This window comes from Haliea atlantica, assembly GCF_054779855.1.
The window spans coordinates 179161-203716 of record NZ_BAAGXL010000003.1; the positions used below are offsets into that span (position 1 = coordinate 179161).

The window sequence follows — 24556 nt, forward strand, 5'->3', positions numbered from 1 at the left end:
TTGACAAGCTGCATAACATTTATTTTTAATGGCTTTTTTCCGCGATATGCTCCGCGGCGACAAAACCGAAGGTCATGGCCGGCCCCAGGGTAGCGCCGGCACCGGGGTAATAGCGCCCCGTGGGCGACGCCGTACAGTTGCCCGTGGCATAAAGACCCGCGATGGGCTCACCCGCAACCGATAGCACCTGCGCATGCGGATTGGTCAGCAGTCCGCCCTTGGTGCCGATATCACCCGGATGGACTTCCACCGCATAGAATGGTGCCTCGACGAGTGGCGCCAGACAGGGATTGGGCGCCAGCCGCTGGTCACCATAGAGCAGGTCGTAGCTGTCCTCACCCCGGTGAAAATCCTCGTCGATGCCACCGCTGCTGAACTGGTTAAAACGCTCCACCGTCTGCCGCAAACCGTCTGCCGACACCCCGATGTCTGTGGCCAGCGCTTCCAGCGTTTCGGCACGACGCAACCAGTCACCGCGAGCGACACCGGGCTGCAACCAGTCGAGATGCATGCCACCGGGCAGCAGCGGGCCGAAGGGGTATTCCCGTCGATAGCGGCTGTCGAAAATGGCATGACAGGGCAGGTTATCTCCCTGGTACATCGCCTGTACCGCCGTGGTATAGGCAACCGACTCATTGACGAAGCGCTCGCCGCGCCGGTTCACCAGGATGCAGCCCGGCATGGAGCGCTCGGTGAACAACATGCGCGCACGATCCTCTCCCTGGAGCTTGATCGTCGGCCCCCACCAGGCCTCGTCCAGCAGGTGTGTCGCCGCCCCGATATCCTGTGCAGCCTGCAGCAGGTCCCCGGTGTTCCCGGGCCAGGCCGCGGACCAATCGCTGCGGGTGGGCCCCGGCAGGTATTGTTCGCGCAATGCCTGGCTGTGTTCAAAGCCCCCCGAGGCAAGGATCACACCACGTCGCGCCCGCACCCGTCGACCGGCGCCTCCCCCACCCTCGCCAATCACCACCCCGCTGACCCGCCCACCTTCGCGTTGCAAAGCGCTTACCGGACTGTTGAGCCACAACGCCACGCCGCGATCATCCAGCGAGCGCCGCAGACGGCCCATCAGGGCGTTGCCCATGACCAGCCGGCGCGAGCGCCGGCCGCGCAATCGCCCGGGAATGTCGCTGACATACTCCGCCAGCAACTTGAGGATTACCCTGAGCCAGCCCGGGGACTTGCTCAGCAGAACAGCCCCCTCCAGGTTGGTGTAGCCCATCATTCCCATGACTCGCGTCTGGATGTGCGAGAGCCCCAGCGTCGCGAAGCTCTCAGCCAGCTCACGCGCATGATAGGGCAAGGGGTCAATGGATCGCCCTCCGGGGCGCGAGCCCGGCAGCGCCTGATAGTAGTCAGCGTAGTGTGTCATCGCCTCGAAGGCCGCCTCGGTATGCGCTTCCAGCCAGGCGAGCATGCGCGGCGACTGTTCGACATAGGCACGCACCAGCGCGGGATCGACGTCCTCGCCCGTGAGTGCCAGCAGATAGGTGAGCGCATCTTCAGGGGAATCCTCAATGCCTGCCTTCCGCATCAGGTGGTTGCAGGGAACCCACAAGCCGCCGCCTGAGCTCGCCGAGGTTCCACCCCAGGTGGCACACTTTTCCAGCACCACGACGCTGAGCCCCAGGTCCGCTGCCCGGCAGGCGGCAGTCAGTGCCCCCGCACCACTTCCCACCACCACCACATCGAATTCACTGTCTGCCATGTCAAACCCCTAGCCAGAGCTCATCTTTTGCGCTGTTGCGACACCTCGCGGCATGCTAGCATAAAAAACATTGCACAAAGTATGTGTTGAGGGAAGGCCGATGAACAGAAAAACGCTCCACTGGCTGATACTTGCGGCCACCTTCCCCCTGTTATTGCCCGGCTGCGACAAGGGACCGGTCAGCCCGGGTGGGCCGGTGGCCGACTGGCCGGTGGTGGGCGGCACGGCTGCCGGGCAGCGCTTCACGCCCCTCGAACAGATCACCGCCGACAACCTGGATCGCCTCGAAGTGGCCTGGACCTACCACATCAAGGACCTGTCTCCCGGGACCGCGACACACGGTGCCACCGCCTTCCAGGCCACGCCCCTGGTGGTCGATGACAGCATGTATCTGTGCACGCCCTTCAGCCGCATCATCGCCCTCGACCCGGAAACCGGCGAGGAGCGCTGGGCCTACGATCCGCGGGCGAACCTGACCGGCGCCTACACCCCCACCTGCCGCGGCGTCGCCTACTGGCGGGGAGAACGGCCGGGACGCGCGTGTAATGCGCGGATTCTCTCCGGCACCATGGATGGTCGCCTGGTGGCCGTGGATGCAGATAACGGCGAGCCCTGCAAAGACTTCGGCAAGGCTGGCAGTGTGGACCTGAAGAAAAACCTGGGCGATGTACAAGTCGGGGAGTACTACCTCACCTCCGCGCCGCTGGTGTTCGAGGACCTGGTGATCACCGGCGCGTTTATCAAGGATGGCCAGCGCCTGGACGCGCCGGGCGGTGTCGTGCGCGCCTTCGACGTGCGATCCGGTGCGCTGCGCTGGGCCTTCGACCCGGTGCCTCCCGGCATGCAGCCCGTCACCGCGCAAGAGGCCCGCGAGGGAGCCACCTTTACCCGCTCCACCCCGAATGCCTGGGGCAACCTGTCGGCCGACGTGGAGCGCGGCATCATCTATCTGCCCACGGGCGGCTCACAACCGGACCACTACCGCGGCATCGAACGCGGTGACATGGACTACTACGGCACGTCGGTGGTGGCCCTCGACGTCCGCAGCGGCGAGCCCCTGTGGCATTTCCAAGCGGTGCACCACGACATCTGGGACTGGGACGTGGCCGCACAACCGGTACTCTTCGAGCAGCACGGGGAGACCCCCGGGGTCATCGCCGCCACCAAGATGGGGCACCTCTTCCTGCTCAACCGAGAAACCGGGGAGCCCCTGTTTCCCGTGGAGGAGCGCCCGGTACCGGCTTCCACGGTTCCGGGTGAAACCGCCTCGCCGACCCAGCCCTTTCCCACCCTGCCCAGACCGGTACATCCGCCGACCCTGAACGAGGACGATATCTGGGGCATCTATCCGGGGGACCGCCAGGCCTGCCTGGAACAGTTCCGCAGCTTCCGCTACGAGGGCATCTTCACCCCGCCGGGCCGCGAGCGACCCGCACTGATCTGGCCGGGCCTGGGTGGCGGCATCAACTGGGGCTCGGTCTCGGTCAACCCGCAGCGCAACATCATGGTGGTGAATTCCATGCGCGTGCCCTACACCGTCCAACTCCTGCCCCGGGAGCAGGTGGAAAACATGGATGGCAGTGATCTGGTCGGTGTCGCCCCCCAGGCCGGCACGCCCTGGGTCGTGGTGCGCAACGGCTTTCTGTCGCCCCACAATACGCCCTGTACGGCACCGCCCTGGGGGGTCCTCACCGGTATTGACCTGGACAGTGGCGAAACCCTGTGGGAAGTCCCTCTGGGCAACCTGGCGGAACTGGCGCCCCTCGGGCTCGGTCGCTTTTTCGACTGGGGGACACCGAACACCGGCGGCAGCTTGCAGACGGCCAGCGGCCTGGTGTTTATCGCTGCCACCCTGGACAAGCGCTTCCGCGCCTTCGACAGTCGCACGGGCGAACTGCTCTGGGAGTCTGTGCTGCCCGCGCCGGCACAGGCGACGCCGATGAGTTACCGTCTGTCCGCCACGGGCAAGCAGTACATCGCGATTGCCGCGGGGGGGCACGGCCCGCTCGCCTACGCGGCCAAGGGGCCCGAGAAACTCGGGGAGCTGCTCGGCGACAGCCTGGTGGTCTACCACCTCAGGGAGTGAGCGAAAGCTAGGCGCATCGCATCACCCCAAAAAAAGCGGGTGGCGCCCCCGTGACGACCACCCGCCCAGCAAAATACCGGCTTTCAGGGGCGCATCAGCTGCCCGCCATCCACATTCAGGACGTGCCCGGTAATCCAGCTGGCCTCGTCGGAAAGCAAGAACAGCGCGGCTTCGGCCAGGTCGGCGGGCTGGCCCAGGCGCTTGATCGGCATGGTGTGCAGCATCTGCTGGGCATACTCCCCCGCCACTTTCTGCAGGGCCCCGGTGTCGGTCGGCCCCGGCGCAATGGCATTGATACGAATGTTTTTCGGGCCCAGCTCGTGGGCCAGGGACTGGGTGATGCCGTTCATGGTCAGCTTTGCGACACCGTAGGGGCCACTGCTCATCCAGGCCGCGGTGGAAGACTGGTTGACAATGGCGCCACCTCCGCGCTGCGCCATGGCGTCCACAACCGCCCGGGTCATCAGCAGACAGCCGTGGGCGTTGACGCGCATGAAGTGCTCGAGGTAATCCATGTCCACCGTCAGGTAACCGTCGACCCGCATGTCGCCAAAGATGGCGGCGTTGTTGATCAGGTAGTCGACCCCGCCGAAAGCCTTGAGGGCCTCTGCGACACAGGCCTTTGCAGAGGCCTCGTCGCCGACATCGGTCAGGACGAAATGCGCCCGGCCACCGGCGGCCTGGATCTCGGAGACCACGCGCTCGCCGCCCTCGGCGTTCAACTCCGCCACCACAACCTGCATGCCGCGTTCAGCTGCCACTTTGGCATAACCTTCACCGATACCGCCGCCGGCGCCCGTGACAATGATGGTCTTGTCGGAAAAATCCATGCTCGCTACTCCTTGTTATCGATGCTTTTGATGAATCACGTCTGCAGAGCCAGAGGCGCTGCCACCTCGCGAACTGCCTTTACGGGTCGGGATCAGGGCTTGGGCGCTTTCATGTTGGGGCGGATTTCCAGCAGATCCACCGCCACGCCCGGTGGCTGGGACAGGGCCCAGGCTACGGCGTCAGCGACATGGTTACTGGTCATACCCACATCCATGCAAGGGCCGCTCTCCCGCCAGCTGGCAAAGGCGATTTCGAGCAGTTCGGGGTCCCAATCTCCGGCAAAGCCGCTCTCGGCAGAACCGGGCCTCAGGCAGGTGACACCGATTCCGTCGTCCTGGAGCTCCTCGCGCAGGTCGCGGGTAAAGCGTTCCACCGCCGCCTTGCTGGCGGCATAAATCGACAGGTGGGCCATCTCGTCGGTGTGCCAGGCACTGGCCGAGGACACCGTGAGGATGCGCGGATTCCCGGCGCCCCGCAGCAGCGGAATGGCCGCCTTGCAACAGAACACCGTGCCCAGAAAGTTGGTATTGACCTGCATGGCGACCTCGGCGGCATCGAGGTTCTCCACCTTGTTGGGTCGGGCGACACCGGCATTGGTAACCAGGCTGTCGATGCTGCCAAAGCGCTCGCGAATCGCGGCGAAGACGGCGTCGACGCTGTCGCTGTCCGCAACATCGCAAACGAAACCCGAGGCCTGCTCGCCAAGGGCCTCAACCGCTGTATCCAGACTCGACTGAGAGCGCCCCAGCAGACACACCCGCCCGCCGTCGGCCAGCAGTCGTTGGCTGATGGCCAGGCCAAACCCCCGGGCACCACCGGTAATCACATGCAGCGGCGCCCTCATGCCGGAACTCCCACGGCGATGGTTTTGGTTTCCAGGTACTCCTCGAAACCCTCGGCCCCCATCTCGCGCCCCAGGCCACTTTGCTTGTAGCCCCCGAAGGGCGCGTCGGCGCCGTAGAAATTGCCGCCGTTGACGTTGACCGTGCCGGTGCGCAGACGCCGCGCCACGGACAGGGCACGCGCTTCATCGGCGGACCAGACGCCAGCGGAGAGGCCGTAATCCGAGTCATTGGCAATACGGATGGCATCCTCCTCACCGTCATAGGCAATCACGGCGAGGACGGGGCCGAAGATCTCTTCCCGGGCAATGGTCATGTCATTGCTCACGTCGACGAACACGGTGGGCTCGACATAGAAGCCCCGCTCCAGGTATTTTGGTTTACCACCACCGACCAGCAGGCGCGCGCCCTCCTCCTTGCCCTTCTCTATGTAGGCGAGCACCCGCTCGCGCTGCCGGGCGTTGATCAGGCTGCCCATGATCTGTGACTCGGACGCCGGGTCGCCGTATTCGATATAGCCGAAATAGGCCGTGAGCAGCGCCTCGACCTCGGCCTGGCGCGCCCGCGGAATCAGCAGGCGGGTCTGCAGGGCACAGCCCTGGCCGGCATGGAAGCACACGCTCAGTGCACTCATCAGGCTCTGCTCGAGATTGGCGTCGTCCAGGATGATGTTGGCCGATTTGCCCCCCAGTTCGAGGAAGACCTTTTTCACGGTCCCCGATGCCGCCGCCATGATGTGCTTGCCCACGGCGGTGGAACCGGTGAAGGACACCATGTCGACGCGCGGATCGCGTACCAGCGCATCGCCGGTGGTCACCGGGTCCTCCGAGGTAATGACATTGAACACCCCGGGGGGAATGTCGGTGTATTTCTCGACGATGTAGCCAAGCGCCGTCGCCGACCAGGGTGTGTCCGGTGCCGGCTTCAGCACCACCGTGCAACCGGCGGCCAGTGCGGGGATGCATTTCGCGAGGTTGATCTGCAGCGGCACGTTCCAGGGGGTGATGCAGGCGACCACGCCAATGGCCTCCTTCTCCACCAGCCGACGGGACTTCATGCCCATCATTTCCGCCACACCGATGTCGCGGCTCCACGGGAAGCGGGGCAGGCTTTCCAGGGTATAGTCGATAAAGCCGATGGGCACATCGCACTGCGGGCCACCCTGACCACAAATGCCCAGCGGCGCGCCGGTCTCGGTGGCAATCTGTTGCTTGAGGCTTTCCCGCTCGGCCAGCAAACCCGCCTTGAGCTGCTGCAGGCAGCGCAGACGAAAAGCGTGATCGGTCGACCAGTCGCTCTCGTCGAAGGCCCGACGGGCGGCGCCGATGGCGCGATCCAGGTCCTCGAGGCCGGCGTCCGCAGCCTCCCCCGCCACCGTCTCAGTGGCCGGATTCAGGTTCGTATAGGTACGGCCCGATGCTGCGGGAAGCAGTTTGCCGTCGATAAACAGACGTGACTCGACTTGCATGGGAACTCCTAAGCCTGGTTGAGAAACAGTGCGAGTACCTGGTCGCGCAGGCGTCGGGTGGCCGGTAGCTCCAGCCCCATCTCCTCGGCGGACTGCAAGGCGCAGTCGAGATCCTTCTCGCCGAGACGACCGAAAGCGCCGAATGCCGCGTCCATCTGCGCCGGCGTACACTGGCTCGCCAGGGCGTTGCGATTGCTAATGAACTGGTACATGGCCTCGTTAATCACGCCGTTGGACTTGCCGACTTCGCGCAGCAGCTCCGGTGCCAGACCGCCCCCCTCTGCCAGCCGAACAGCCTCGGACATGGCCAGGAACTCGGCATAGGTAATCAGGTTGTTGCAGAGCTTCAGCAACATGCCGGTACCCAGGCCACCGGCGTGAATCACATTGTCCGCCGAGGTCTCGAACACCGGCCGGGCCCGCTCCACAATCGCCGCGTCGCCGCCGACCATGTAGCAGAGTTTCGCCGCTTCAGCGCCCTGGGGACCGCCGGAAATGGCGGCGTCAATCAAATGCAGGCCTCGCGCCGTGGCATCCTCCGCCCAGCGCAGCAATCCCGCCCGGGACACCGTGCTGTGCACGCAGATAACGCTACCCGGAGCGGCGCTCTCGAAGATGCCGGAGGGACCGTAAAGCAGTTCCTCGACCTGGGTATCGTCGCGCACGCAGATTCCGATGTGCTGGCACTGATGCGCCAGCTCCGCGACCGACTCGGCGGCTACAGCACCCTCCGCCGCCAGCTCCTCCACGGCGGGCCGAGCCAGATCATAGACATGCGCGCGCCAGCGCTTTCCCAGCAAGTGCCTCGCAGAAGGCTTGCCGATGCTACCGAGGCCGATATAGCCCACATCCGACGGGTGTGACATGCTCGCTTATCCCTGTTATTGCGATGAATCTGTCAACGGCGATGATAGGCAGCCGCCGGCATTTATGTCAACACGCTTTGACTTGTAGTCAACCGGAGCTTACTATTTGTTCAGCGATCAGGACACAACGGAAGCCATGAATCAGGTGCTGCAGCGTTACCAGGACAATTTTCCCCGCCATCTGTTGGCGGTGAATCGCCAACTCGATGCCGGAATCATGGAGCGGCTGGTGGAGCAGCGCGGCCACCGGGGCCTGCGCCTGAGTTTTGAGCCCTACATTTCCCTGGCAGCGGGCGGCGCCACGCGTATCAGCCAGATTGCCGATAGCCTGGGGGTGACCCGCCAGGCCGCCAATGCGGTGGCCAACGAGCTGCAGTCCCTGGGCTATATCCAGCGGGTCTCCGACCCGGAGGACGGCCGCGCCAAGCATCTGGTACTTACCCCTTTCGGCGAGCAACTGCGCGCGGACGGCCTGAAGGTCGCCGCCGCTCTGCAGACCGAGTACCGGCGCACCCTGGGCGACGCCGAATTCACCCACTGCCTCGACGGACTGGAGAGCCTGGTCGCACGCCTGCCCGACACCTCGCCGGAGATCTGGCTGAGTATCGAAAATACGCCTGCAGACGCCCGCTTTGCCGCGCTGCTGCCGCGCCTGGGCGACTACGTCAGTCGCCAGTTAATGCTGCTGACCATAAACCGGGGCCACCCCGGCCTGAAGCTGTCCTACCAGCAGGTGCTGACCCTGATTGGGCGCGACGGCGGCCGCATGCAAACCATGGCCCAGGTGCACAAAGTGAGCAAGCAGGCGATCAACGCCATAGCCACCGAACTACAGCAGCTCGGCTACATCGAGCGGCGCCCGGATCCCCGGGATGCCCGCCAACTGCTGCTGCACTTCACGCCGGCGGGTCTGGATTTGCTGCGGGATTCGGTGAATGCGATCCGCGAGCTGGAAGCGGAGCTGGCGGGCATGATTGGAGACGAGGCCCTGCACGCGCTCAAGGGCTGCCTGCGCGCACTCTACAACGCCCTGCAACCCGAACCGAGACTGAACGCGGGCGATCTCGACGACATGGCCCGGAACCTGCTGTCGCGGCTGGGCCCGGCGCGGGCCAGGGAACTGGCGGAGCTGCTCACGGCGCTGGCGTCGAGCGCCCCGGGCGAACAAGGCAACGCACACCCGGAAACGGCCGGTCGGACAATGCACAGGAGCGAGGAATGGATAACATCATAAACAGCCTGGCCGCACAGTATCACTGGCAGGCGGCGCTACTCACCCTGGCGGGGATTATCCTGCTCACCAAAGCCGCCAAATTCCTGGCTTTCCGCGTGCCGGCACTGGCCGCCACGCGACAGACCAACCTCGACGTCGACCGGGAAAAGCTGGCGAAACCCAAGTACCCGCCCATGGTGCGCGCCTCACAGCGGGTGGGCCTGGCGGTCAATGCCGCCTTCTTTCTGCTGCTGCTTCCCTGGGTTGTCACCTTGCAGCCCCAGCCCCTCTGGAAAGGCGCCCTGGATATCGTTGTCATTCTGATGGTCTACGACTTTTTCTACTACCTGGCGCACCGCTTCTGGTTTCACGGGCAAGGCAGGATGCGGCAGGTCCACGCCGTGCATCATCAGGCGCGCAACCCGAGTCACATCGATGGTTTCTACGTCCATCCGCTGGAGACCCTGGTCGGCCTCGGACTTTTCTGTGCCACGATCGCAGTGCTCGGCGCGCTACTGGGCCCCTTTCACGTGGTCACGCTGGTGCTCACCTACGTCATTTACACCCAACTGAACACCATCAACCACACCCGGGTGGACTTGCCCCGTTTCCCCTACCGCACGCTGAACTGGATCGTGGCCAAACACCATGTGCACCACGAGAACATGCACAAGGGCAATTACGCCACGATCACCCTGCTCTACGACAAGCTGTTCGGCACACTCGACTGACAACAAGGAGAACACCTGATGAGTGACCAGGAACGCCGCGCCCGCGGCGAAGCGATGATCAAGGAGGTCTACGCCGGCGACGTGGTGACCCCGCCCGAGGGCTATGTGTTTACCGACGTCATGCTCGAGCAGCTGTTCGCAGAAGTCTGGACGCGAGACACCCTGTCAATGCGCGACAAGCGCATTCTGCTGCTGGGTATCATCGCCGAAAAGGGCGAACCCGCGACCTTCAAGATCCAGCTCAAGGCCTCCCTGAAGCGCGGCGAGATGACCGCCGAGGAAGCCCGGGAGATGCTGTTGTTTATCGCCCAGTACGCGGGCTATCCCCGCGCAGCGAGCATGCTGGCACCGCTCGAAGAGGCGATTGCCGAGGCGGCGTCGGAGACCGCCGACTGAGGTGTGTGGCCGACGGCAATAAGCGGACCCGCGTCATCGTGCGGGGCTTGCCGGGCCTGTATGCCAGGTAAAAAGAAAAAGCCCGGACCGCTTGGCGATCCGGGCTTTCTTGTATGGCGGAGCGGACGGGACTCGAACCCGCGACCCCCGGCGTGACAGGCCGGTATTCTAACCAACTGAACTACCGCTCCATAGGAACTGTGCCGAATGGTGGGTGGTGACGGGATCGAACCGCCGACCCTCTGCTTGTAAGGCAGATGCTCTCCCAGCTGAGCTAACCACCCGTTTCACGGCTTGAGAAGTGCCTTCGGCAGGACCACTTCCGTGGGCTCATAGTGGCGGAGCGGACGGGACTCGAACCCGCGACCCCCGGCGTGACAGGCCGGTATTCTAACCAACTGAACTACCGCTCCACTAAAAGCTTCCGATTTGGTGGGTGGTGACGGGATCGAACCGCCGACCCTCTGCTTGTAAGGCAGATGCTCTCCCAGCTGAGCTAACCACCCCTGAACCGGAGACGCGCATTATAGAGAGAAATTCTCCCCTGTCAAAAGTCTCGTCAGATTTTTTTCAATTCTCTGCAGGGCTGCAGCGAGCGCCCGTTTACCGCTACAATCTGCACCCCGCCCTCACCCCTCATTCGCCGCCGGGAGATGCCCCATGGAAATCTTCAAGGACTTTCATTTTGAAGCCGCCCACCGGCTGCCCAATGTACCCGAGGGGCACAAGTGCGCCCGACTCCACGGCCACTCTTTCCAACTGCGGGTATGGGTCAGTGGTGAAGTCACGGAGCCGAGTGGCTGGATCATGGATTTTGGCGACCTCAAGGCGGCGGTGAAACCGGTGATCGAGCGCCTCGATCACTACTACCTGAACGAGATCCCCGGCCTGGAAAACCCCACCAGTGAAAACCTGGCGCGCTGGTTGTGGGCGGCACTCAAACCCGCGCTGCCCGAGCTCTCTTGCATCGAGATCCGGGAAACCTGTACCTCAGGCTGCCGCTACCGGGGCGAGTGAATCGGTCGCCCGAAACCACAACTGTTTCATTTATGCACTGAAGGCAAGTTACTTTCCGTAGCACGATAAGAGAATGTTATGCACACTTTGCGTGCACCTGCTGAACGTGCCGCAGTTAGCCCTGTCTTTCCTAGCGCTTTCTCACATGATTTTTGTATCTTGTTGTTTTTATTGAATTTATTGTTTTTGTTGATTTTTTAACCAATCTGTAAAGATGCTGTCACTTACTGGCCTCAGGCTGCGGTTGAACAAAATACCCACGGACTTATCCACAGATTCTGTGGAAAAAAATGATGGACGCGGGCCTAGCATGACGGAGGGCACAAGACAATGCTGATGAGCGCCTGGCTGGGACTCCTGGGCATCTGCCTGGCCGGCGCCATGAGCCCTGGCCCCAGTCTCGCCGTTGTCCTGCGCGAATCCGCCCGCGGCGGACGCCGCGCCGGACTGGCCTGCGCACTGGCCCACGGGCTCGGTGTCGGTCTCTATGCCCTGGCCACGGTCGCCGGTCTTTCGCTGCTGCTGGTGCGCTGGCCCCTGCTTGCCGACCTGCTGCAGGCGGTTGGAGCCGCCTACCTGGTGTGGCTGGGCTGGCGTGCCTGGACCCGGGCAGGATCACCCGGGGGCCCACAGACCCAGGACAGCCGCGCACCGCTGTGGCAGGCTGCCGGCAACGGCCTGCTGGTCGCGGTACTGAACCCGAAACTGGCCCTGTTCATGCTGGCACTGTTCAGCCAGTTCCTGCCCGAGCGGCCCTCAGGCGCTGTCGCTGCCCTGCTGGTCGCCACGGCGGCGTTCACCGATGCCCTCTGGTATGCCCTGGTGGCGGTGCTGGCCGGCTTGCCGGGCTTCAGTGACCGCCTGCGGCGGCGCGGCGCGCTGATCGAGCGGGTATTTGCGGTGCTGCTGACAGCCCTCGGGCTGATGATGTTGGCGAGGCTGATGCTGAGCGGCGCCTGACCCACGCGCCCCGCCCCCTTCGCGGCCGCGCACCGGCTCAGTGCAGCGTGGCACCAGGCTCGCGCACGACCACGGCCTGTAGGCGATTACCCAGCATGATAACGAAACCTTCCAGGCGCTCTACCCCATCCACACTGTAGTCAAAGCGGTACTGTCGCCAGACGCGCCAGCGGCCCTGCCCATCCCGGCTCAGGGACACGCGACACAGCTGGACATTCTGATCAAGCAACTGGAAGTCATCCCGCCGGCTTGCCTGTTTCACCGCCTCGATCGCCAGTTCGCGCACCCGGATGGATGAGAGAAACCAGCTCACCAACAGGCCCAGCAGGAACACCACCAGGAGGTCAGTCAGCGTCAGGCTCACCACGACAGCCCGTCCGCCTTACAAACGCCGTCACCCATCCAGGAACTGCTTGACCAGGGCATTGAAACGGGCGGGCTGTTCCGCGTGCAGCCAGTGACCGGCGCCCGGTAACTCGGAGATCTCCGCCTGCGGGAAGCGCTCCCGAATGGCGGTCTCGTGCTCCGGCAGGATATAGTCCGAGGCGCCACCCTTGATGAACAGTGTGCGGCCAGTAAAGGGCATCTGCGCCGGGACGCCCGCTCGGACCTGGGTGTAACAGTCACGCAGCACCGGGTAATTGAAGCGCCAGCGGAAAACCCCCTCGCTGTCGCGGGACAGGCTGAGGAGCAGGAACTGGATCACCGCATCTTCCTGCAGGTGTTCCGCCATCAGTGCGGCCGCCTCGTTGCGACTGCGGCAGGCGGCTCGATCCACCGCCGCCAGCGCCGCGAAGACAGCATCGTGATGCGGCGGGTAGGTGACCGGCGCGATGTCCGCGACCACCAGCGCGTCGACCCGGTAGGGCTGGTCGAGAGCCAGCTGCATCGCCACCTTGCCGCCCAGGGAGTGGCCGACGAAGTGTGCCATCTCCAGCTTGCGGTGCTCCATCCAGCGGGATACCGCATCCGCGAGCGCGGCGAGATCCATGCTGTCAGTCCAGGCAGATCGCCCGTGATTGGGCAGGTCCAGACTGTGCACCCGGTAGTGCTCCTGCAGGGCACGGGATAGCGCCCCGAGGTTGTTTCCCATGCCGAAAAGCCCGTGCAACAGCACCACATCGGGGCCTTCGCCAGCCACCGAATCAAAGACCTCAGCCCCCATGCCCGCTTTCTCCTCCACGAGATTTTGTTACCATGGCGCCACTATAAACGAAGTGGAGTCCCCATGCGTCATTTCCGCAGTATCCTGGGTGCAGGTGCCTTGTGCGCTGCCTTGGCAGGCCTCTACGCCTGCAGCAGTACCCCGACCTACAACCCCACCGTGGTGCAGTGGGAACTCGACGAGGCTCGGCTGGCGGAGACCCGGATCCGCACCGTCATCATTCCCCATGTCAACCTGGGGCCGCCGTCGCGAAACTACCTGGAGGACGAGGCGCCGCGTGTCGACGGCATGGTGCGCAGTTACCTCAAGGAGAACGGCTACGAAGTTCTGCCCCAGCGCGAATTTACCCAGCACTGGAATACCGCGGTCCGCGCCTTCGGGGACCCGGTCGACCCGACCACCGGGCGGGTCAACATGCGCACTTTCGTGCAGATCATGCAGAACGTGCGCGACCAGCTGCGCGAGACCACCGACGTCGACGCCTTCGTGTTTACCGACCTGATCGAGACAGAGACCGCGTTCAACGGCGGCATGAAGCACGTCGCCCGCTGGGACGGCGTCAGTCGCACGCCCTCCCTGCAGGGGCCGGGTAACAGCGTGTCCGCCGACTTCGACTGGAACCGCCCCGCCGCTGTCGCCTCGCTTCAGATCAGCATCTACGACATGGAACTGCAGCGCCTGTTCGCCAGTCGCGGCGGCCTGGATGCCACCGATGCCATCGACGCGCGCTCCTCCTCGGGGGGCTACGTGCGCCGCCGGGCGATACTCGAAAACGAATCCCACGTGAAGGAGGGCATCGCATTGGCCTTCCACCCCTTCATTGTGATGGAAGACTGGCCCGGCAACCCCGACTGAAACCAGCCGCAGCAGGAGGCCGCCCCGCGGGCGGCCCTTTCCCACTCAGCCGGCTAGCATCTCCAGGCCCCGCTCGATGCACCAGCTGGCCGACAGTACCCCCAGCAGATAGACCGGCAGCGGACGCAGTTGGCGCTGCCACTCCCCCAGGGGCCGGCGCAACAGGGCCCAGAAAAGCCCCACCACGAGAATAAAGGCAATCTGCCCCAGCTCGATACCGACGTTGAAAAACAGCAGCGCCAGGGGCAGATTCGCCTGGGGCAGCCCGGTTTCCACCAGCGCGCCCGCAAAGCCCATCCCGTGCAGCAGTCCGAAACCGCCCGCCAGCCACCAGGGATGGCGGTGAAAGACCCCGCCGCGGTCCGGCTGGGTCAGTACCACTGCCAGCCAGAAAATGCTCACGGCGATGCTGAATTCAACCAGTCCCACCGGGTAACCGATCACCCCCAGGGTCACCAGTGACAGGGTGATGCTGTGGCCCACGGTAAAGGCGGTGATGGTAAAGAGCAGCGAGCGGATATTGCGCACCAGCAGCAGGAGCCCGAAGACGAAGAGCAGGTGGTCCAGGCCGGTCCAGATGTGCTCGATGCCAAGCCGCGAGTAATCGGTCATCACCTGACCCGCCCCCGGCTCCTCCGGCAAGGTAAAGCGCGGCTGCTCGGCGCTCAGCACCTGCTGGTACTCACGCCCGTCGCGCAGGCTCACCAGCAGCATCGCCGAGGTCTGGTTGGCGCCGAGGCCGTCGATGCCCAGGCTGGCCCCGACCAGTCCGACCTCACCGAGCATCTGGCAGTCCAGCCGCCAGCTGACCACCCGTCCGGTCCCTTCGATCTGCGGGGCTCCGGCGCTGGCCGGGCGACAGCCCTCCGGCCAGCGCGGCTCGAGAGGCACCGGGCTGGTGGCCTGCAGGGGCACTTTCCACACCACCTGGTACTGCTGCGAGTCCACCTCGGTGAGCTGCAACAGCACGGGCGCAAAGCGGTGGGCCTGCGCCTGCAGCGACAGCAGCATCAGCAGTGGAGCCAGCCACACAAGACAGAGACGACCGAATAACACGCTGTGACCTCCTTTCACGAGCGCACCTCATAGTGTTCGCGCAAGCGCGACACCGAGGTAGCCAGTGCTTCCCGGCGCGCATCGCGCTCCAGATCCCGGCGCAGCCGCGCCCGCACCTCCTCGAAGGTCGAGGGTCGACCCGGCTGCAGCGACGCCAGCCACACCAGGTGCAGGCCATAGGTGGAGCGCACCGGCCCGATCCAGGACTGCGGCTCGGGAGATAGCGCCTGCAGGTTGCTGACGAAGGCCGCGCCAAACTGGCGGGCCAGCTGCTCCGGGCTCTGCTCGCGAAAGTGGTAGCCTGGCAGGAAGGGCGCACCCAGGGCGACCGCGTCCTCCGGCGACAGATCCTGCTCCCGGATCTGCAGCAGCGCCGGTTCGGCGTCGGCTTCCCGCTCACGGCTGAAATAGACCTGGGTCAGGGTATAGCGGGGAGGCTCCTGGAAGGCCTCGCGTCGCGCCTCAAAGGCCGCGCGCAGGTCCGTCTCATCGACCGCCTCGGGCGGGTTGGCCGCCAGCAGCAACTGTTCCATCACCTGGATCAGGCGGCGCTTGATCACTTCATCACCCACGTGCAGGCGCAGGGCCATGGCCTGCTCGACGCGCGCCGCCTCGTCGCTGTCCTGCCCCAGCTTGAGGAAGTCCATGTTGCGCAGCAGCCGATCCCGCACCACCCGGTCCTGTTCGTGGATACCCAGGCCGAGAGCGTGCTGAAACAGCAGGTCGCGCTCGAGCTCCAGCTCGGTGAGCCGCGCCAGTGTCGCGGTATCCGGCTCGCTGCCTGTCGCCATTCGCCACTGGTCGCGCAGCAGGCCGACGCGCGCTTCCGGCAGCGGGCCAATGACCGGTTTGGGTGGAGGAAACCAGAGTTGCTGGAGCCAGTAGACCAGCGCCCCCAGCAGGACAAAATGCAGCCACGGCCGCCGCAGCCAGCCAGTCAGGGTTGTCAGCATGGGCTCAGTCCGAATAGGTCGGCGTGGTTTTCTCTGCCTGGGCGCGGATACCGCGCTGCAGATCCTCTTCGCTGAGCATTCCGGCATTCCAGGTGGCGATGTAATTCAGGGCATCGCGCACCGGGTGATCGCGGGTGTACAGCAGCATTTCCTTGGTGCCGCGAATCGCCAGGGGCGACTTGCCTGCGATCTCTTTTGCCAGCGCGAGCACACCCTCGAGGAGTGCCTCGCGGCTCTCGAAGACCCGGTTCACGAGGCCGATCTCCCGCGCTTCCGTCGCCTCCAGGCGGCGGCCGGTATAGGCGAGCTCCCGGGCCAGCCCGTCGGCAATCAGTCGCGGCAGGCGCTGCAGGGTGCCGACATCCGCGGTCATGCCGATATCGATCTCGCGTACCGCAAACCAGGCATCGCTACTGACATAGCGCATGTCACAGCAGGTCACCAGGTCCACGCCCCCGCCGATACAGGCGCCGTGAATGGCGGCGAGTACCGGTTTGCGGCAGCGCTCTATCGCAGTCAGGTTGTCCTGCATCGAGAGTATCTGCCGGCGCAGTTGCTCGGCACGGCGGGCGGGATCCGCATGCTCGGCCACTAGACCGGCAAACACGGCCAGGTCGAGGCCCGAGCAGAAGTGCCGCCCCTCCCCCGCCAGGACAACCGCGCGCACGCGGGGCTCGGCGTCCAGCCACTCGAAGCAGGCCTGCAGTTCCGGCCACATGGCCGCGCTCATGGCATTCGCCTGCTCGGGCCGGTTCAGGTTCACCTGCGCCACGGCGCCATCCAGGGTCAGACTCAGGGTGGTAAAACTGGGGGGCGTCATCGTCATGTCCTTGTCATCGCTGTTATTGGGGGGACGTCTGGCGGCAATGCCGCCATCAGACGGCTTCAGGGGGCCGGCCAGTCACTCAGGAAATCGGCGACCGCGAGGTCCGGCAGGGGCTTGGCGTCCCCTTCGCGAGTGCCCAGGTAGAGAAAGGCAACAATTTCCTCGTCCGCAGCAAGCCCCAGGGCCCGGTGAACCACGGGGTCGAAGGCCGGCGCGCCGGTGCGCCAGATGCCCGCGTAGCCCTGGGCTTCGGCCGCCAGCAGCACACCGTGGGCGGCACACCCGGCAGAGAGCCGCTGCTCTACCGCCGGTACCTTGGGGTGCGTCTTCAGTGAGGCCACCACCACCAGCAGCAGTGGTGCCCGCAGGGGCGCCCGGCGCGCCTTGGCCCGGGCGGCCTGATCGGCGCCGGGCTCGCGCTGCAGAAGGCTCTGCTCCAGCACTTCGCCAAAAGCCTCGCGCGCCTCGCCACGCAGGCGAATAAAACGCCAGGGACGCAACCAGGCGTGGTCCGGCGCGCGCAGGGCGGCGCGCAATATCTCCGCCAACTCGGTGTCATCGGGAGCTGGCGCCGCCAGGCGCGCCGCGGAATTGCGCTGCTGCAGAAACTCGAGAATGCTGTTCATGGGAACCCGCTGTAAACCTCAGGCCTGCATGATAACAACCCCGGATGGCCGTTGGGACCCGCGACAGAAGAATTTCACGGCGGCTCCGCTGGCTTGCAAGCTGCGGTAATTTTTCGCGGAGTTTTGACCTGGGTCACACAGCGCCATGTGTGTTGTGCTAACTTTGTCCGGGCATGCTGCAAACAACCACGAGGAAGGTATTGCAGGAAGGGAACCGCCTGCAGGAAGATACTCGGGACAATACCGATAATGATCAAGGAGTAGAGGCATGAACCCAATCAAGCCGCAACGTCAGCGCATGACTCCCCTGGCACGCAGCCTTTCGGCCTTACTTGGGGGCGTGCTCGCGGGCACCCTGCCCCAAGCCATCCAGGCCCAGGAGGCCCGGCGAGGCGTCAGCACCATTCTGGAGGAAGTGATCGTCACGGCGCGCAAGCGCGAGGAGGGCTCCCAGGAAGTCCCGCTGGCTGTGTCCGCGCTCAGTGCTGACCAGCTGGAAACGCTCAAGATCCGCGACCTGACCAATCTCGCCGTGAGACTGCCCAACGTGGCCATGGACGATGTCGGTACCGCCCGCGGCACCGCCAACTTCTCCATCCGGGGTCTCGGCGTCAACAGCTCCATTCCGGGCATCGACCCCACCGTGGGGGTCGTGGTCGACGGCGTCTATGTGGGCCTCAACAACGGTATCCTGTTTGACACCTTCGACTTGCAAAGCGTCGAAGTCCTGCGCGGGCCCCAGGGCACGCTGTTCGGACGCAACGTGACCGGGGGTGCCGTGCTGCTCAACAGCAAGGAGCCGGGTGACGAGTTCGAACTGAGCGTTCGCGCCGCGATCGACCAGGGTCCCGACGGCGGTCCCAGCAGTTACCTGATGGGAAGTGTCGGCGGCCCGGTGAATGACTGGCTCGCGGCCCGTATCACGGCCTACTACAACGATGACGAAGGCTTTATCGAAAACCAGTTTGACGGCGAGGACATCGGCGCCATCGAACAGACGATGGTGCGACCCGTCGTTGTCCTGACTCCCAACGATACCGTGGAACTGGTACTGCGCTACGAATACAGCGACATTACCGGCGACGGCCCGATCGGCCAGAGTCACACCAACGGCTCCGGCATTGACGGCACGCCGGTCAATAACAGTCGCTACGATTTCGGGGTCTCCATCGACGAGCCAGGCTCCCAGGACAGCGAGACCAATGCCTTCACGGCAGAGCTCAACTGGGATGTGGGCTTTGGCGACGGCACCATCACCAACATTTTCGGCTGGCGGGATTACGAGTCCATCGGGCTGGCGGACATCGATTCCCAACCCACCTTCATGTTCCATGCGCCGTCCTGGCTGGAGTACGAGCAGGTCAGCAACGAATTGCGCTACAACGGCCTGTTCAACGAGCGCTTCAACGTCACCGCCGGTGTCTTCTGGTTTACCAGCGAGATCGACTACCACGAGCGCCGCAACATGGCCGGCGAGCTGATCGGCCGCGGCATGCCACTGGTACGTTTCGACGGCGGCGGCGAGCTGGACACCGACAGCTGGGCCGTGTTTACCCAGGTCGACTACGATCTCAATGACAAATGGACGCTGACCTTCGGGGCCCGCTACTCCGAAGAGGACAAGGAAACCGGCATCGCCTCCCTGAGCCAGAACGCCTCCAGCGACCTGCCGGCACTGATTCCGCTGCCCACCGTGCCCCTGGCACAAGCCTGCAATGTGGTATTGCGCGGCGACTGTGTCTACGATTTCGTCGACGAGGACAGCTGGAACAGCTTCTCGCCCAAGGTGGGCTTCACCTACAACATCGACGACAGCTCGCGCATTTACGGCCACTACACCCAGAGCACCCGCTCCGGCGGCTACAACATGCGCAACACCTCCTTCAATCCCGCGGATATCCCCGGGCCCTTTGATCAGGAGACCGTGGACAGCTTCGAGCTGGGCTACAAGTCGAACTTCTTTGGCCGGGGTGTGCTGAACGCGGCCATCTTCCACAACACCATCGACGACATGCAGCGGGAGATCAACCTTCCGGGGCCAATCGGGGTCATCCAGCTGGTCCGCAACACCGCGGAAGCCACGATCTACGGTATCGAGATCGACGCCAGTTTCGCCATTACCGACAATCTGGTGGCCATCGCCTCGGTGGGGGCCATCGACGCCTCCTATGACGAGGTGCAGTTCGACCTCAATGGCGATGGCGTGATCAATGGCGAGGACGAGGATCTCGACCTGCCCCGGGCGGCGGACCTGACCTATATGGTGGGGCTGAACCACGATCTGCAGCTGGGTGACTGGGGCTTCCTCGGTTCGCGCATCAGCTACTCCTTCCGCGACGAGTCAGCCTACACCGACAACAACCTCGGTGTGCTCAACTCCCAGGAACGGGTGGATGCCGGCCTCGACTTCTACAGCAACGACGGCCACTGGGTGTTCTCGATCTACGGCCGCAACCTGCTGGATGATGTCCTCCACGGCAATGACACACAGTTGCCGGCGGACATCTTTGGCTTCCCGGTCGGCGGGACCCTTGCCCCCATGTCCAAGGGGCGTCGCATCGGTCTCGAGGTCACCTACAACCTCTGAGTCGATCTCGCGGCGGGGCCATGGCCTCGCCGCGAGTCCGTTTCAACACAGCACGAGCGCCGGGTCCGGCCTCAGTCCCCGGGTGTCATGTCGTCCCAGGGGTTGCGCAGATCCAGGGCAATCTCATAATCCCCCACGCGCAAAGACGATGCCTTGAGCGCAACGTCCTCGTCACCCAGCACCCCGTGATCAAAACGGTAGACCGGCTTGACCCGACCGGCGGTAACCGCTTCGTCGTAGTCCCGACGCGCCGCCTCGACCTGCTCGTTGCGCGCCTGCCAGGCCTGCCACTCGCGGGCACCGTAGCGCGCCTGCAACATGCGCTGGGTAACCGCGGGACTGAGCAGCGCGGCAGAGGCATTGTTGCCGCCAAAGCCCTTGGAATTGACTACCGCGTACCGCTGGGCCGCCGGGTCCAGGCGGCGATGCGCGAGGGAGAAATCCAGGCGGTCACTCACCACGTCATCAGCCAGTCGGTCGATCGTGGAAATCCCGGGCAAGAGCCCGGTAGCCCAGCTGCTCAAGGTCGCGGTGATCTGGTCGCCCGAGGCGGCCCCCAGAGAGTGGCCCAGGTAGCACTTCAGCGCGGCCACTGGCCAATTTTCCAGGCCGAAGGCCTCGGCAACACTGGAGAGAATCCGCGATTCGGTTACCCGGTTCTGCGGCGTCCCGGTACCGTGGGCCTGCACCTGGCCACCGGCGCGAAGCCCCTCCTCACCCAGGATGCCCCGCAGCGCGGCCAGGGCCTTGGCCATGGTGATGTAGTTGCCGACCCCGGGGCCGGAAATGGACTTCTTGTAACCGTCGGCGTTGACGAACACATCGGCGGCGGCGCCCAGGATACTGGCACCCATCTCCATGGCCAGCGCATCGTCGAAGAGCACCACCATCTGCGCCGACTCGGCGATGGTAAAACCACAGTTCTCCGCAAAGGGCCGACAGGCGCGACGGTGATCCGGCTCCTGGTCCGGAGACAAGCCATCCAGTTCGCGCAGCCCCTTGTCGGTGGCCAGGGCACCCATGGCGGCGTAGCCCTCCATCACCTCGGGCACCACCGGTGCCTCCGCGGCTCCGACGAACACCACCCGGGAACGGCCGCTGCGAATATCGTCGATGCCCAGGCGCAGGTTGTAGAGGAAGGAGGCACAGGCACCGAGACTGGCCCCGGTGGAGCCCATGCTGCCGAGTACATAGGCGTTGACGAAGTCCGCCGGCATCTCCGCCAGGCTGAGCGGGCAGAACTTGGAGGTGACACGCTGGCCGTTGTAGCGGGCCTTGAGCATGCCGCCACCGCCGGCGCTGTCGAGCTGCCCCATGGCACTGCCGGCGTAGACGCTGACCTGATCCACCGAAACATGCCGCTGCAGGGCATCCCAGGAAATGCCCATGTCGCCGAGGGCATCGGAAGCGGCGTAGATCATCATCTGCAGCCCGCGGGGGTGATTCCGCGAGGGGTAAAGCGTTCCCGGGTCAAAACCACTGGGAAGCTGACCGGCGGCCTTCACCTCGAACTCACGAACCACCGGCAGCAGCCAATCCTGGGTTTCCGCGGTGCGCACCTGGAACTCGCCGCTGTCCAGCTCAGTGACCTCCCAGTGATCCGGGACCCGCTGGGGTAAATGGTTGCGACGAAGCCGGAAGGTCAGGGGCGGATCCCCCGCCTGGGTCACCAGACGCTGGTTCCAGGGCACCGCATTGGGATCGAAATGCGCCGCTTCCACCCGGCGAACCAGGGTGTGGGCGAGCACACGGGACTCCTCGGCATCACTGCCTTTCAGCCCCATCAGCTGCGCCAGGGCGGCGCGGGTACCAGCGCGCTCATCGGAGGACAGGGCCTCCCAGGCCATCCGCCGCAGGGCGTGGTAACCCGACACACGGCCGGCGCCATTGATGCCTCCCAGGCCCACGAATACCGGTAGTGGCTGTCTTGCCATAGTCAATCCTTAACTCCTGAGTGATGGCGGTCGCGCCCGCCACGCAAGCACGACGCAGGCGGCACAGTGTAAGGAGTGCCGAGCCACACACATAGGGGGATATGGCCACACATTATGGTATTTTTGTCATTTGACTCCCTGGAACCGCGCCCATGTACACCGCCGCCGCCCTGCTCTATCCCCAGGCCCTGGCCAGCAGCCTGACGCTGCCCATGGAGATACTCGGTGCTGCGGCGCAGCTGGCGGGCAGTCAGCAGCGTCGGCGGCGCCCCCTGCGCTTTCTGCTCGCCGGGCCGTCCCGTGCACCGGTCACCCTGCAGAGCGGCCTGAAGCTGGTACCGGACATCAGTATCTGGGAATTGCCGCGCCTCGACCTGCTCTTGCTGCCCGCCATCTGGCGCAATCCACAGCCCTGCCTGCGCAGCCTCGCGCCCTGGCAAGCGACGCTGCGCGAGATCTGCACCGACGGCACCCGGATCTGCAGCGTGGGCACCGCGAGCCACATCCTCGCCGAGGCCGGCCTGCTCGACGGTCGCGCTGCCACCACACACTGGGGCGACTTCGATCGCTTTCGCACGCACTACCCGCGAGTGTTGCTGAAAACCCGCCACCTGATCACCCAAAGCGACAACCTGTACTGTGCCGGCAGCGTGAACAGCATCGCCGACTTCAGCGTGCACATCGCCGAGCTGTGGTTTGGCAGCGCGATCGCCCGCGCCATCGAGCACCAGTTCTCGCCGGAAATCCGCCGCCCCTTCCGCGCCGCGGCCTGGCAGGACCGTCAGCACACCGCGCACCATGACGAACACATCCTGCAGGCACAGCAGTGGCTGCAGGATCATCTCCAGCAGCCACTGCAGCTGTCGACACTGGCGAAACAGCTCGACCTCAGCACCCGCACCCTGAGTCGCCGCTTTCGCAACGCGACCGGGCTCAGCCCCCAGCAGTACCTCAACAACCTGCGTATCCAGACGGCGCGCGAGCTGCTGCGGCGCAGTAACCTGGGCGTAGCTGAAGTCGCGTGGCAGGTCGGTCTGCAGGATGCCAGCTATTTCTCCGCCCTGTTTCGCCGCGAGGTCGGCATGACGCCGGGGCAGTATCGCGCGGCGGTGCGCGGCAAGCTGTTCCAGCCCCCGCTTTCTTGAGTCCCGACGCGCCCTGTGGCTTAATGGCGCGCTGTTCTCTGGCCCTGCGCCAGCATCTGTTCACCCGCTAAGGGAACTCATCATGCAAGAGGAATCTGTCGTCATCGTCAGCGGTGCCCGCACCCCCATGGGAGGCCTTCAGGGCAGCCTGGCCAGTGTCAGTGCCACCCAGCTGGGCAGCACCGCCATCGCCGCCGCCCTGGAGCGCGCCACCCTCTCCGGCGATGACATCGACGAAGTTTTCATGGGCTGCGTCCTGCCCGCCGGCCTCAAGCAGGGCCCCGCCCGGCAGGCTGCCCGCGGCGCCGGCATCGCCGACAGCACCGGGGCCGTGACCCTCAACAAGCTCTGCGGCAGCGGCATGCAGGCCACCATTTTTGCCCACGACAGCATCCTCGCCGGCACCAACAAGGTGGTCGTGGCCGGCGGCATGGAAAGCATGAGCAATGCCCCGCACCTCCTGCCCGGCGCCCGCGGCGGCGTGCGCACCGGCCACGCGTCTTTTTACGATCACATGTTTCTCGACGGTCTCGAGGACGCCTATACCGGCCGCGCCATGGGCTCTTTCGCCCAGGAAACCGCGGATGCCCGCGGGCTCACCCGCGAGCAGATGGACGCCTTCGCCATCGAGTCCCTGACGCGTGCCAAGCGCGCCATCGAGGACGGCTCGTTGAAGGCGGAGACCGTGCCGGTCACCGTCACCTCGCGCAAGCGCGAAAGCGTGGTCACTGACGACGAGCAGCCCCACAAGGCTTCGATCGACAAGATTCCCAACCTGCGCGCCGCCTTTGCCAAGGACGGCACCATTACCGCCGCCAACAGCAGCTCGATCTCCGACGGCGCCAGTGCCCTGGTGCTGATGTCGGGCAGCGAAGCCGAGCGCCGCGGCCTGCAGCCGATGGCGCGTATTGTCGCCCACAGCCGCCACAGCCGGGCACCGGAAGAATTCACCATCGCCCCCATTGGTGCCATGGAAAAGCTGTTTGCCAAGACCGGCTGGAATGCGGCGGATGTCGACCTGTTCGAGATCAACGAAGCCTTTGCCATGGTCACCATGCTGGCCACCCAGGACCTCGGCCTCGACCCCGCCAAGGTGAACATCCACGGCGGCGCCTGTGCCCAGGGCCACCCGATCGGCTCCACCGGCTCGCGCATCATCGTCAGCCTGATGCACGCCCTCAAGCAATACGGCAAGACCCGCGGTGTCGCTGCGCTGTGCATCGGCGGCGGCGAAGCGACCGCGGTGGCGATCGAACTCATCTGACAGCAGGGGCCGGCCACCGGCCCCGGG

22 protein-coding genes and 4 tRNA genes are annotated in these 24556 nt (G+C 64.8%); 10 read left to right on the forward strand and 16 right to left on the reverse strand.

The window, feature by feature from the left end; all coding sequences use genetic code 11:
* Nucleotides 1-25: 25 nt before the first annotated feature.
* Nucleotides 26-1708: an FAD-dependent oxidoreductase gene (locus tag ACYVGS_RS00855; RefSeq protein WP_460586736.1), complete on the reverse strand. Its 1683-nt coding sequence runs from the start codon at nt 1706-1708 to the stop codon at nt 26-28.
* A 100-nt stretch (nt 1709-1808) separates the two neighbouring features.
* Here ACYVGS_RS00855 and ACYVGS_RS00860 point away from each other — a divergent pair, with 100 nt between their 5' ends.
* Nucleotides 1809-3794, forward strand: coding sequence for a pyrroloquinoline quinone-dependent dehydrogenase (locus tag ACYVGS_RS00860; RefSeq protein ID WP_460586737.1), 1986 nt, complete (start codon nt 1809-1811; stop codon nt 3792-3794).
* Between the two features lie 83 nt (nt 3795-3877).
* Here ACYVGS_RS00860 and ACYVGS_RS00865 read toward each other — a convergent pair whose 3' ends face one another.
* The 4 genes from ACYVGS_RS00865 to ACYVGS_RS00880 all read right to left on the reverse strand — a co-directional run bounded on the left by ACYVGS_RS00865 (nt 3878) and on the right by ACYVGS_RS00880 (nt 7801).
* A complete protein-coding gene (locus tag ACYVGS_RS00865; protein ID WP_460586738.1) occupies nt 3878-4624 on the reverse strand; it encodes a Rossmann-fold NAD(P)-binding domain-containing protein in 747 nt (248 codons plus the stop codon).
* 92 nt (nt 4625-4716) lie between these two features.
* Nucleotides 4717-5469, reverse strand: coding sequence for an SDR family oxidoreductase (locus ACYVGS_RS00870; RefSeq protein ID WP_460586739.1), 753 nt, complete (start codon nt 5467-5469; stop codon nt 4717-4719).
* Nucleotides 5466-6935 carry an aldehyde dehydrogenase family protein gene (locus ACYVGS_RS00875; RefSeq protein ID WP_460586740.1) on the reverse strand — a complete coding sequence of 490 codons (1470 nt, stop codon included), beginning with the start codon at nt 6933-6935 and terminating at the stop codon, nt 5466-5468. The genes ACYVGS_RS00870 and ACYVGS_RS00875 overlap by 4 nt, the downstream gene beginning before the upstream one ends.
* Before the next feature lie 8 nt (nt 6936-6943).
* Nucleotides 6944-7801, reverse strand: coding sequence for an NAD(P)-dependent oxidoreductase (locus ACYVGS_RS00880; protein WP_460586741.1), 858 nt, complete (start codon nt 7799-7801; stop codon nt 6944-6946).
* Nucleotides 7802-7937: 136 nt separating this feature from the next.
* Between ACYVGS_RS00880 and ACYVGS_RS00885 the strand changes: the two genes are divergently transcribed.
* From ACYVGS_RS00885 to ACYVGS_RS00895, 3 genes are read left to right on the forward strand one after another with little or no spacing between them, the layout of a single operon-like run.
* Complete coding sequence (locus tag ACYVGS_RS00885; RefSeq protein ID WP_460586742.1) at nt 7938-9035, forward strand: MarR family winged helix-turn-helix transcriptional regulator; 1098 nt, start codon at nt 7938-7940, stop codon at nt 9033-9035.
* Nucleotides 9020-9745, forward strand: coding sequence for a sterol desaturase family protein (locus ACYVGS_RS00890; RefSeq protein WP_460586743.1), 726 nt, complete (start codon nt 9020-9022; stop codon nt 9743-9745). Before ACYVGS_RS00885 ends, ACYVGS_RS00890 begins: the two co-directional genes overlap by 16 nt.
* Before the next feature lie 18 nt (nt 9746-9763).
* Nucleotides 9764-10141 (forward strand): carboxymuconolactone decarboxylase family protein, encoded by a 378-nt coding sequence (locus ACYVGS_RS00895; RefSeq protein ID WP_460586744.1) that lies wholly within the window; start codon nt 9764-9766, stop codon nt 10139-10141.
* Nucleotides 10142-10255: 114 nt separating this feature from the next.
* On the opposite strand, the gene ACYVGS_RS00900 is transcribed toward ACYVGS_RS00895, so the two are convergent.
* The 4 genes from ACYVGS_RS00900 to ACYVGS_RS00915 all read right to left on the reverse strand — a co-directional run bounded on the left by ACYVGS_RS00900 (nt 10256) and on the right by ACYVGS_RS00915 (nt 10647).
* Nucleotides 10256-10332, reverse strand: a tRNA-Asp gene (locus ACYVGS_RS00900).
* 17 nt (nt 10333-10349) lie between these two features.
* Nucleotides 10350-10425, reverse strand: a tRNA-Val gene (locus tag ACYVGS_RS00905).
* 52 nt (nt 10426-10477) lie between these two features.
* Nucleotides 10478-10554 (reverse strand) — tRNA-Asp (locus tag ACYVGS_RS00910).
* A gap of 17 nt (nt 10555-10571) precedes the next feature.
* Nucleotides 10572-10647: transfer RNA gene (locus tag ACYVGS_RS00915), tRNA-Val, on the reverse strand.
* A 154-nt stretch (nt 10648-10801) separates the two neighbouring features.
* Between ACYVGS_RS00915 and queD the strand changes: the two genes are divergently transcribed.
* Complete coding sequence (gene queD / locus ACYVGS_RS00920; RefSeq protein ID WP_460586745.1) at nt 10802-11158, forward strand: 6-pyruvoyl trahydropterin synthase family protein; 357 nt, start codon at nt 10802-10804, stop codon at nt 11156-11158.
* Between the two features lie 336 nt (nt 11159-11494).
* On the forward strand, nt 11495-12118 hold the full coding sequence (locus ACYVGS_RS00925; RefSeq protein ID WP_460586746.1) for a LysE family translocator: 624 nt from the start codon (nt 11495-11497) through the stop codon (nt 12116-12118).
* 37 nt (nt 12119-12155) lie between these two features.
* Here ACYVGS_RS00925 and ACYVGS_RS00930 read toward each other — a convergent pair whose 3' ends face one another.
* On the reverse strand, nt 12156-12482 hold the full coding sequence (locus ACYVGS_RS00930; protein ID WP_460586747.1) for a DUF3301 domain-containing protein: 327 nt from the start codon (nt 12480-12482) through the stop codon (nt 12156-12158).
* 30 nt (nt 12483-12512) lie between these two features.
* The gene (locus tag ACYVGS_RS00935) at nt 12513-13283 is read right to left on the reverse strand and encodes an alpha/beta fold hydrolase (protein WP_460586748.1); all 771 of its coding nucleotides are present in this window, start codon (nt 13281-13283) and stop codon (nt 12513-12515) included.
* A 63-nt stretch (nt 13284-13346) separates the two neighbouring features.
* Here ACYVGS_RS00935 and ACYVGS_RS00940 point away from each other — a divergent pair, with 63 nt between their 5' ends.
* Nucleotides 13347-14138: a hypothetical protein gene (locus tag ACYVGS_RS00940; protein WP_460586749.1), complete on the forward strand. Its 792-nt coding sequence runs from the start codon at nt 13347-13349 to the stop codon at nt 14136-14138.
* Nucleotides 14139-14183: 45 nt separating this feature from the next.
* Here the strand turns inward: ACYVGS_RS00940 and ACYVGS_RS00945 are convergent, their stop codons facing one another.
* The 4 genes from ACYVGS_RS00945 to ACYVGS_RS00960 form a co-directional block, all read right to left on the reverse strand.
* Entirely contained in the window at nt 14184-15194 is a 1011-nt protein-coding gene (locus tag ACYVGS_RS00945; RefSeq protein WP_460586750.1) for a HupE/UreJ family protein, read from the reverse strand.
* A gap of 14 nt (nt 15195-15208) precedes the next feature.
* Nucleotides 15209-16147, reverse strand: a complete 939-nt coding sequence (locus ACYVGS_RS00950; RefSeq protein ID WP_460586751.1) for a peptidylprolyl isomerase — start codon at nt 16145-16147, stop codon at nt 15209-15211.
* Between the two features lie 4 nt (nt 16148-16151).
* The gene (locus ACYVGS_RS00955; RefSeq protein WP_460586752.1) at nt 16152-16967 is read right to left on the reverse strand and encodes a Clp protease/crotonase-like domain-containing protein; all 816 of its coding nucleotides are present in this window, start codon (nt 16965-16967) and stop codon (nt 16152-16154) included.
* Nucleotides 16968-17032: 65 nt separating this feature from the next.
* Nucleotides 17033-17599, reverse strand: coding sequence for a nitroreductase family protein (locus tag ACYVGS_RS00960; protein ID WP_460586753.1), 567 nt, complete (start codon nt 17597-17599; stop codon nt 17033-17035).
* A gap of 268 nt (nt 17600-17867) precedes the next feature.
* On the opposite strand from ACYVGS_RS00960, the gene ACYVGS_RS00965 reads away from it, so the two are divergent.
* Nucleotides 17868-20186 (forward strand): TonB-dependent receptor, encoded by a 2319-nt coding sequence (locus ACYVGS_RS00965; RefSeq protein WP_460586754.1) that lies wholly within the window; start codon nt 17868-17870, stop codon nt 20184-20186.
* 71 nt (nt 20187-20257) lie between these two features.
* Here ACYVGS_RS00965 and ACYVGS_RS00970 read toward each other — a convergent pair whose 3' ends face one another.
* The gene (locus tag ACYVGS_RS00970) at nt 20258-22120 is read right to left on the reverse strand and encodes a beta-ketoacyl synthase (RefSeq protein WP_460586755.1); all 1863 of its coding nucleotides are present in this window, start codon (nt 22118-22120) and stop codon (nt 20258-20260) included.
* Between the two features lie 152 nt (nt 22121-22272).
* Here ACYVGS_RS00970 and ACYVGS_RS00975 point away from each other — a divergent pair, with 152 nt between their 5' ends.
* Entirely contained in the window at nt 22273-23265 is a 993-nt protein-coding gene (locus tag ACYVGS_RS00975) for a GlxA family transcriptional regulator (RefSeq protein WP_460586756.1), read from the forward strand.
* Nucleotides 23266-23347: 82 nt separating this feature from the next.
* Nucleotides 23348-24529, forward strand: coding sequence for a thiolase family protein (locus ACYVGS_RS00980; protein WP_460586757.1), 1182 nt, complete (start codon nt 23348-23350; stop codon nt 24527-24529).
* The last annotated feature ends 27 nt before the right edge of the window (nt 24530-24556 follow it).

Coding starts and splice junctions, on each gene's coding strand:
- ACYVGS_RS00855 (WP_460586736.1), bottom strand. CDS start 1,708: ATGGCAGACAGTGAATTCGATGTGGTGGTGGTGGGAAGTGGTGCGGGG.
- ACYVGS_RS00860 (WP_460586737.1), top strand. CDS start 1,809: ATGAACAGAAAAACGCTCCACTGGCTGATACTTGCGGCCACCTTCCCC.
- ACYVGS_RS00865 (WP_460586738.1), bottom strand. CDS start 4,624: ATGGATTTTTCCGACAAGACCATCATTGTCACGGGCGCCGGCGGCGGT.
- ACYVGS_RS00870 (WP_460586739.1), bottom strand. CDS start 5,469: ATGAGGGCGCCGCTGCATGTGATTACCGGTGGTGCCCGGGGGTTTGGC.
- ACYVGS_RS00875 (WP_460586740.1), bottom strand. CDS start 6,935: ATGCAAGTCGAGTCACGTCTGTTTATCGACGGCAAACTGCTTCCCGCA.
- ACYVGS_RS00880 (WP_460586741.1), bottom strand. CDS start 7,801: ATGTCACACCCGTCGGATGTGGGCTATATCGGCCTCGGTAGCATCGGC.
- ACYVGS_RS00885 (WP_460586742.1), top strand. CDS start 7,938: ATGAATCAGGTGCTGCAGCGTTACCAGGACAATTTTCCCCGCCATCTG.
- ACYVGS_RS00890 (WP_460586743.1), top strand. CDS start 9,020: ATGGATAACATCATAAACAGCCTGGCCGCACAGTATCACTGGCAGGCG.
- ACYVGS_RS00895 (WP_460586744.1), top strand. CDS start 9,764: ATGAGTGACCAGGAACGCCGCGCCCGCGGCGAAGCGATGATCAAGGAG.
- queD (WP_460586745.1), top strand. CDS start 10,802: ATGGAAATCTTCAAGGACTTTCATTTTGAAGCCGCCCACCGGCTGCCC.
- ACYVGS_RS00925 (WP_460586746.1), top strand. CDS start 11,495: ATGAGCGCCTGGCTGGGACTCCTGGGCATCTGCCTGGCCGGCGCCATG.
- ACYVGS_RS00935 (WP_460586748.1), bottom strand. CDS start 13,283: ATGGGGGCTGAGGTCTTTGATTCGGTGGCTGGCGAAGGCCCCGATGTG.
- ACYVGS_RS00940 (WP_460586749.1), top strand. CDS start 13,347: ATGCGTCATTTCCGCAGTATCCTGGGTGCAGGTGCCTTGTGCGCTGCC.
- ACYVGS_RS00950 (WP_460586751.1), bottom strand. CDS start 16,147: ATGCTGACAACCCTGACTGGCTGGCTGCGGCGGCCGTGGCTGCATTTT.
- ACYVGS_RS00955 (WP_460586752.1), bottom strand. CDS start 16,967: ATGACGCCCCCCAGTTTTACCACCCTGAGTCTGACCCTGGATGGCGCC.
- ACYVGS_RS00960 (WP_460586753.1), bottom strand. CDS start 17,599: ATGAACAGCATTCTCGAGTTTCTGCAGCAGCGCAATTCCGCGGCGCGC.
- ACYVGS_RS00965 (WP_460586754.1), top strand. CDS start 17,868: ATGAACCCAATCAAGCCGCAACGTCAGCGCATGACTCCCCTGGCACGC.
- ACYVGS_RS00970 (WP_460586755.1), bottom strand. CDS start 22,120: ATGGCAAGACAGCCACTACCGGTATTCGTGGGCCTGGGAGGCATCAAT.
- ACYVGS_RS00975 (WP_460586756.1), top strand. CDS start 22,273: ATGTACACCGCCGCCGCCCTGCTCTATCCCCAGGCCCTGGCCAGCAGC.
- ACYVGS_RS00980 (WP_460586757.1), top strand. CDS start 23,348: ATGCAAGAGGAATCTGTCGTCATCGTCAGCGGTGCCCGCACCCCCATG.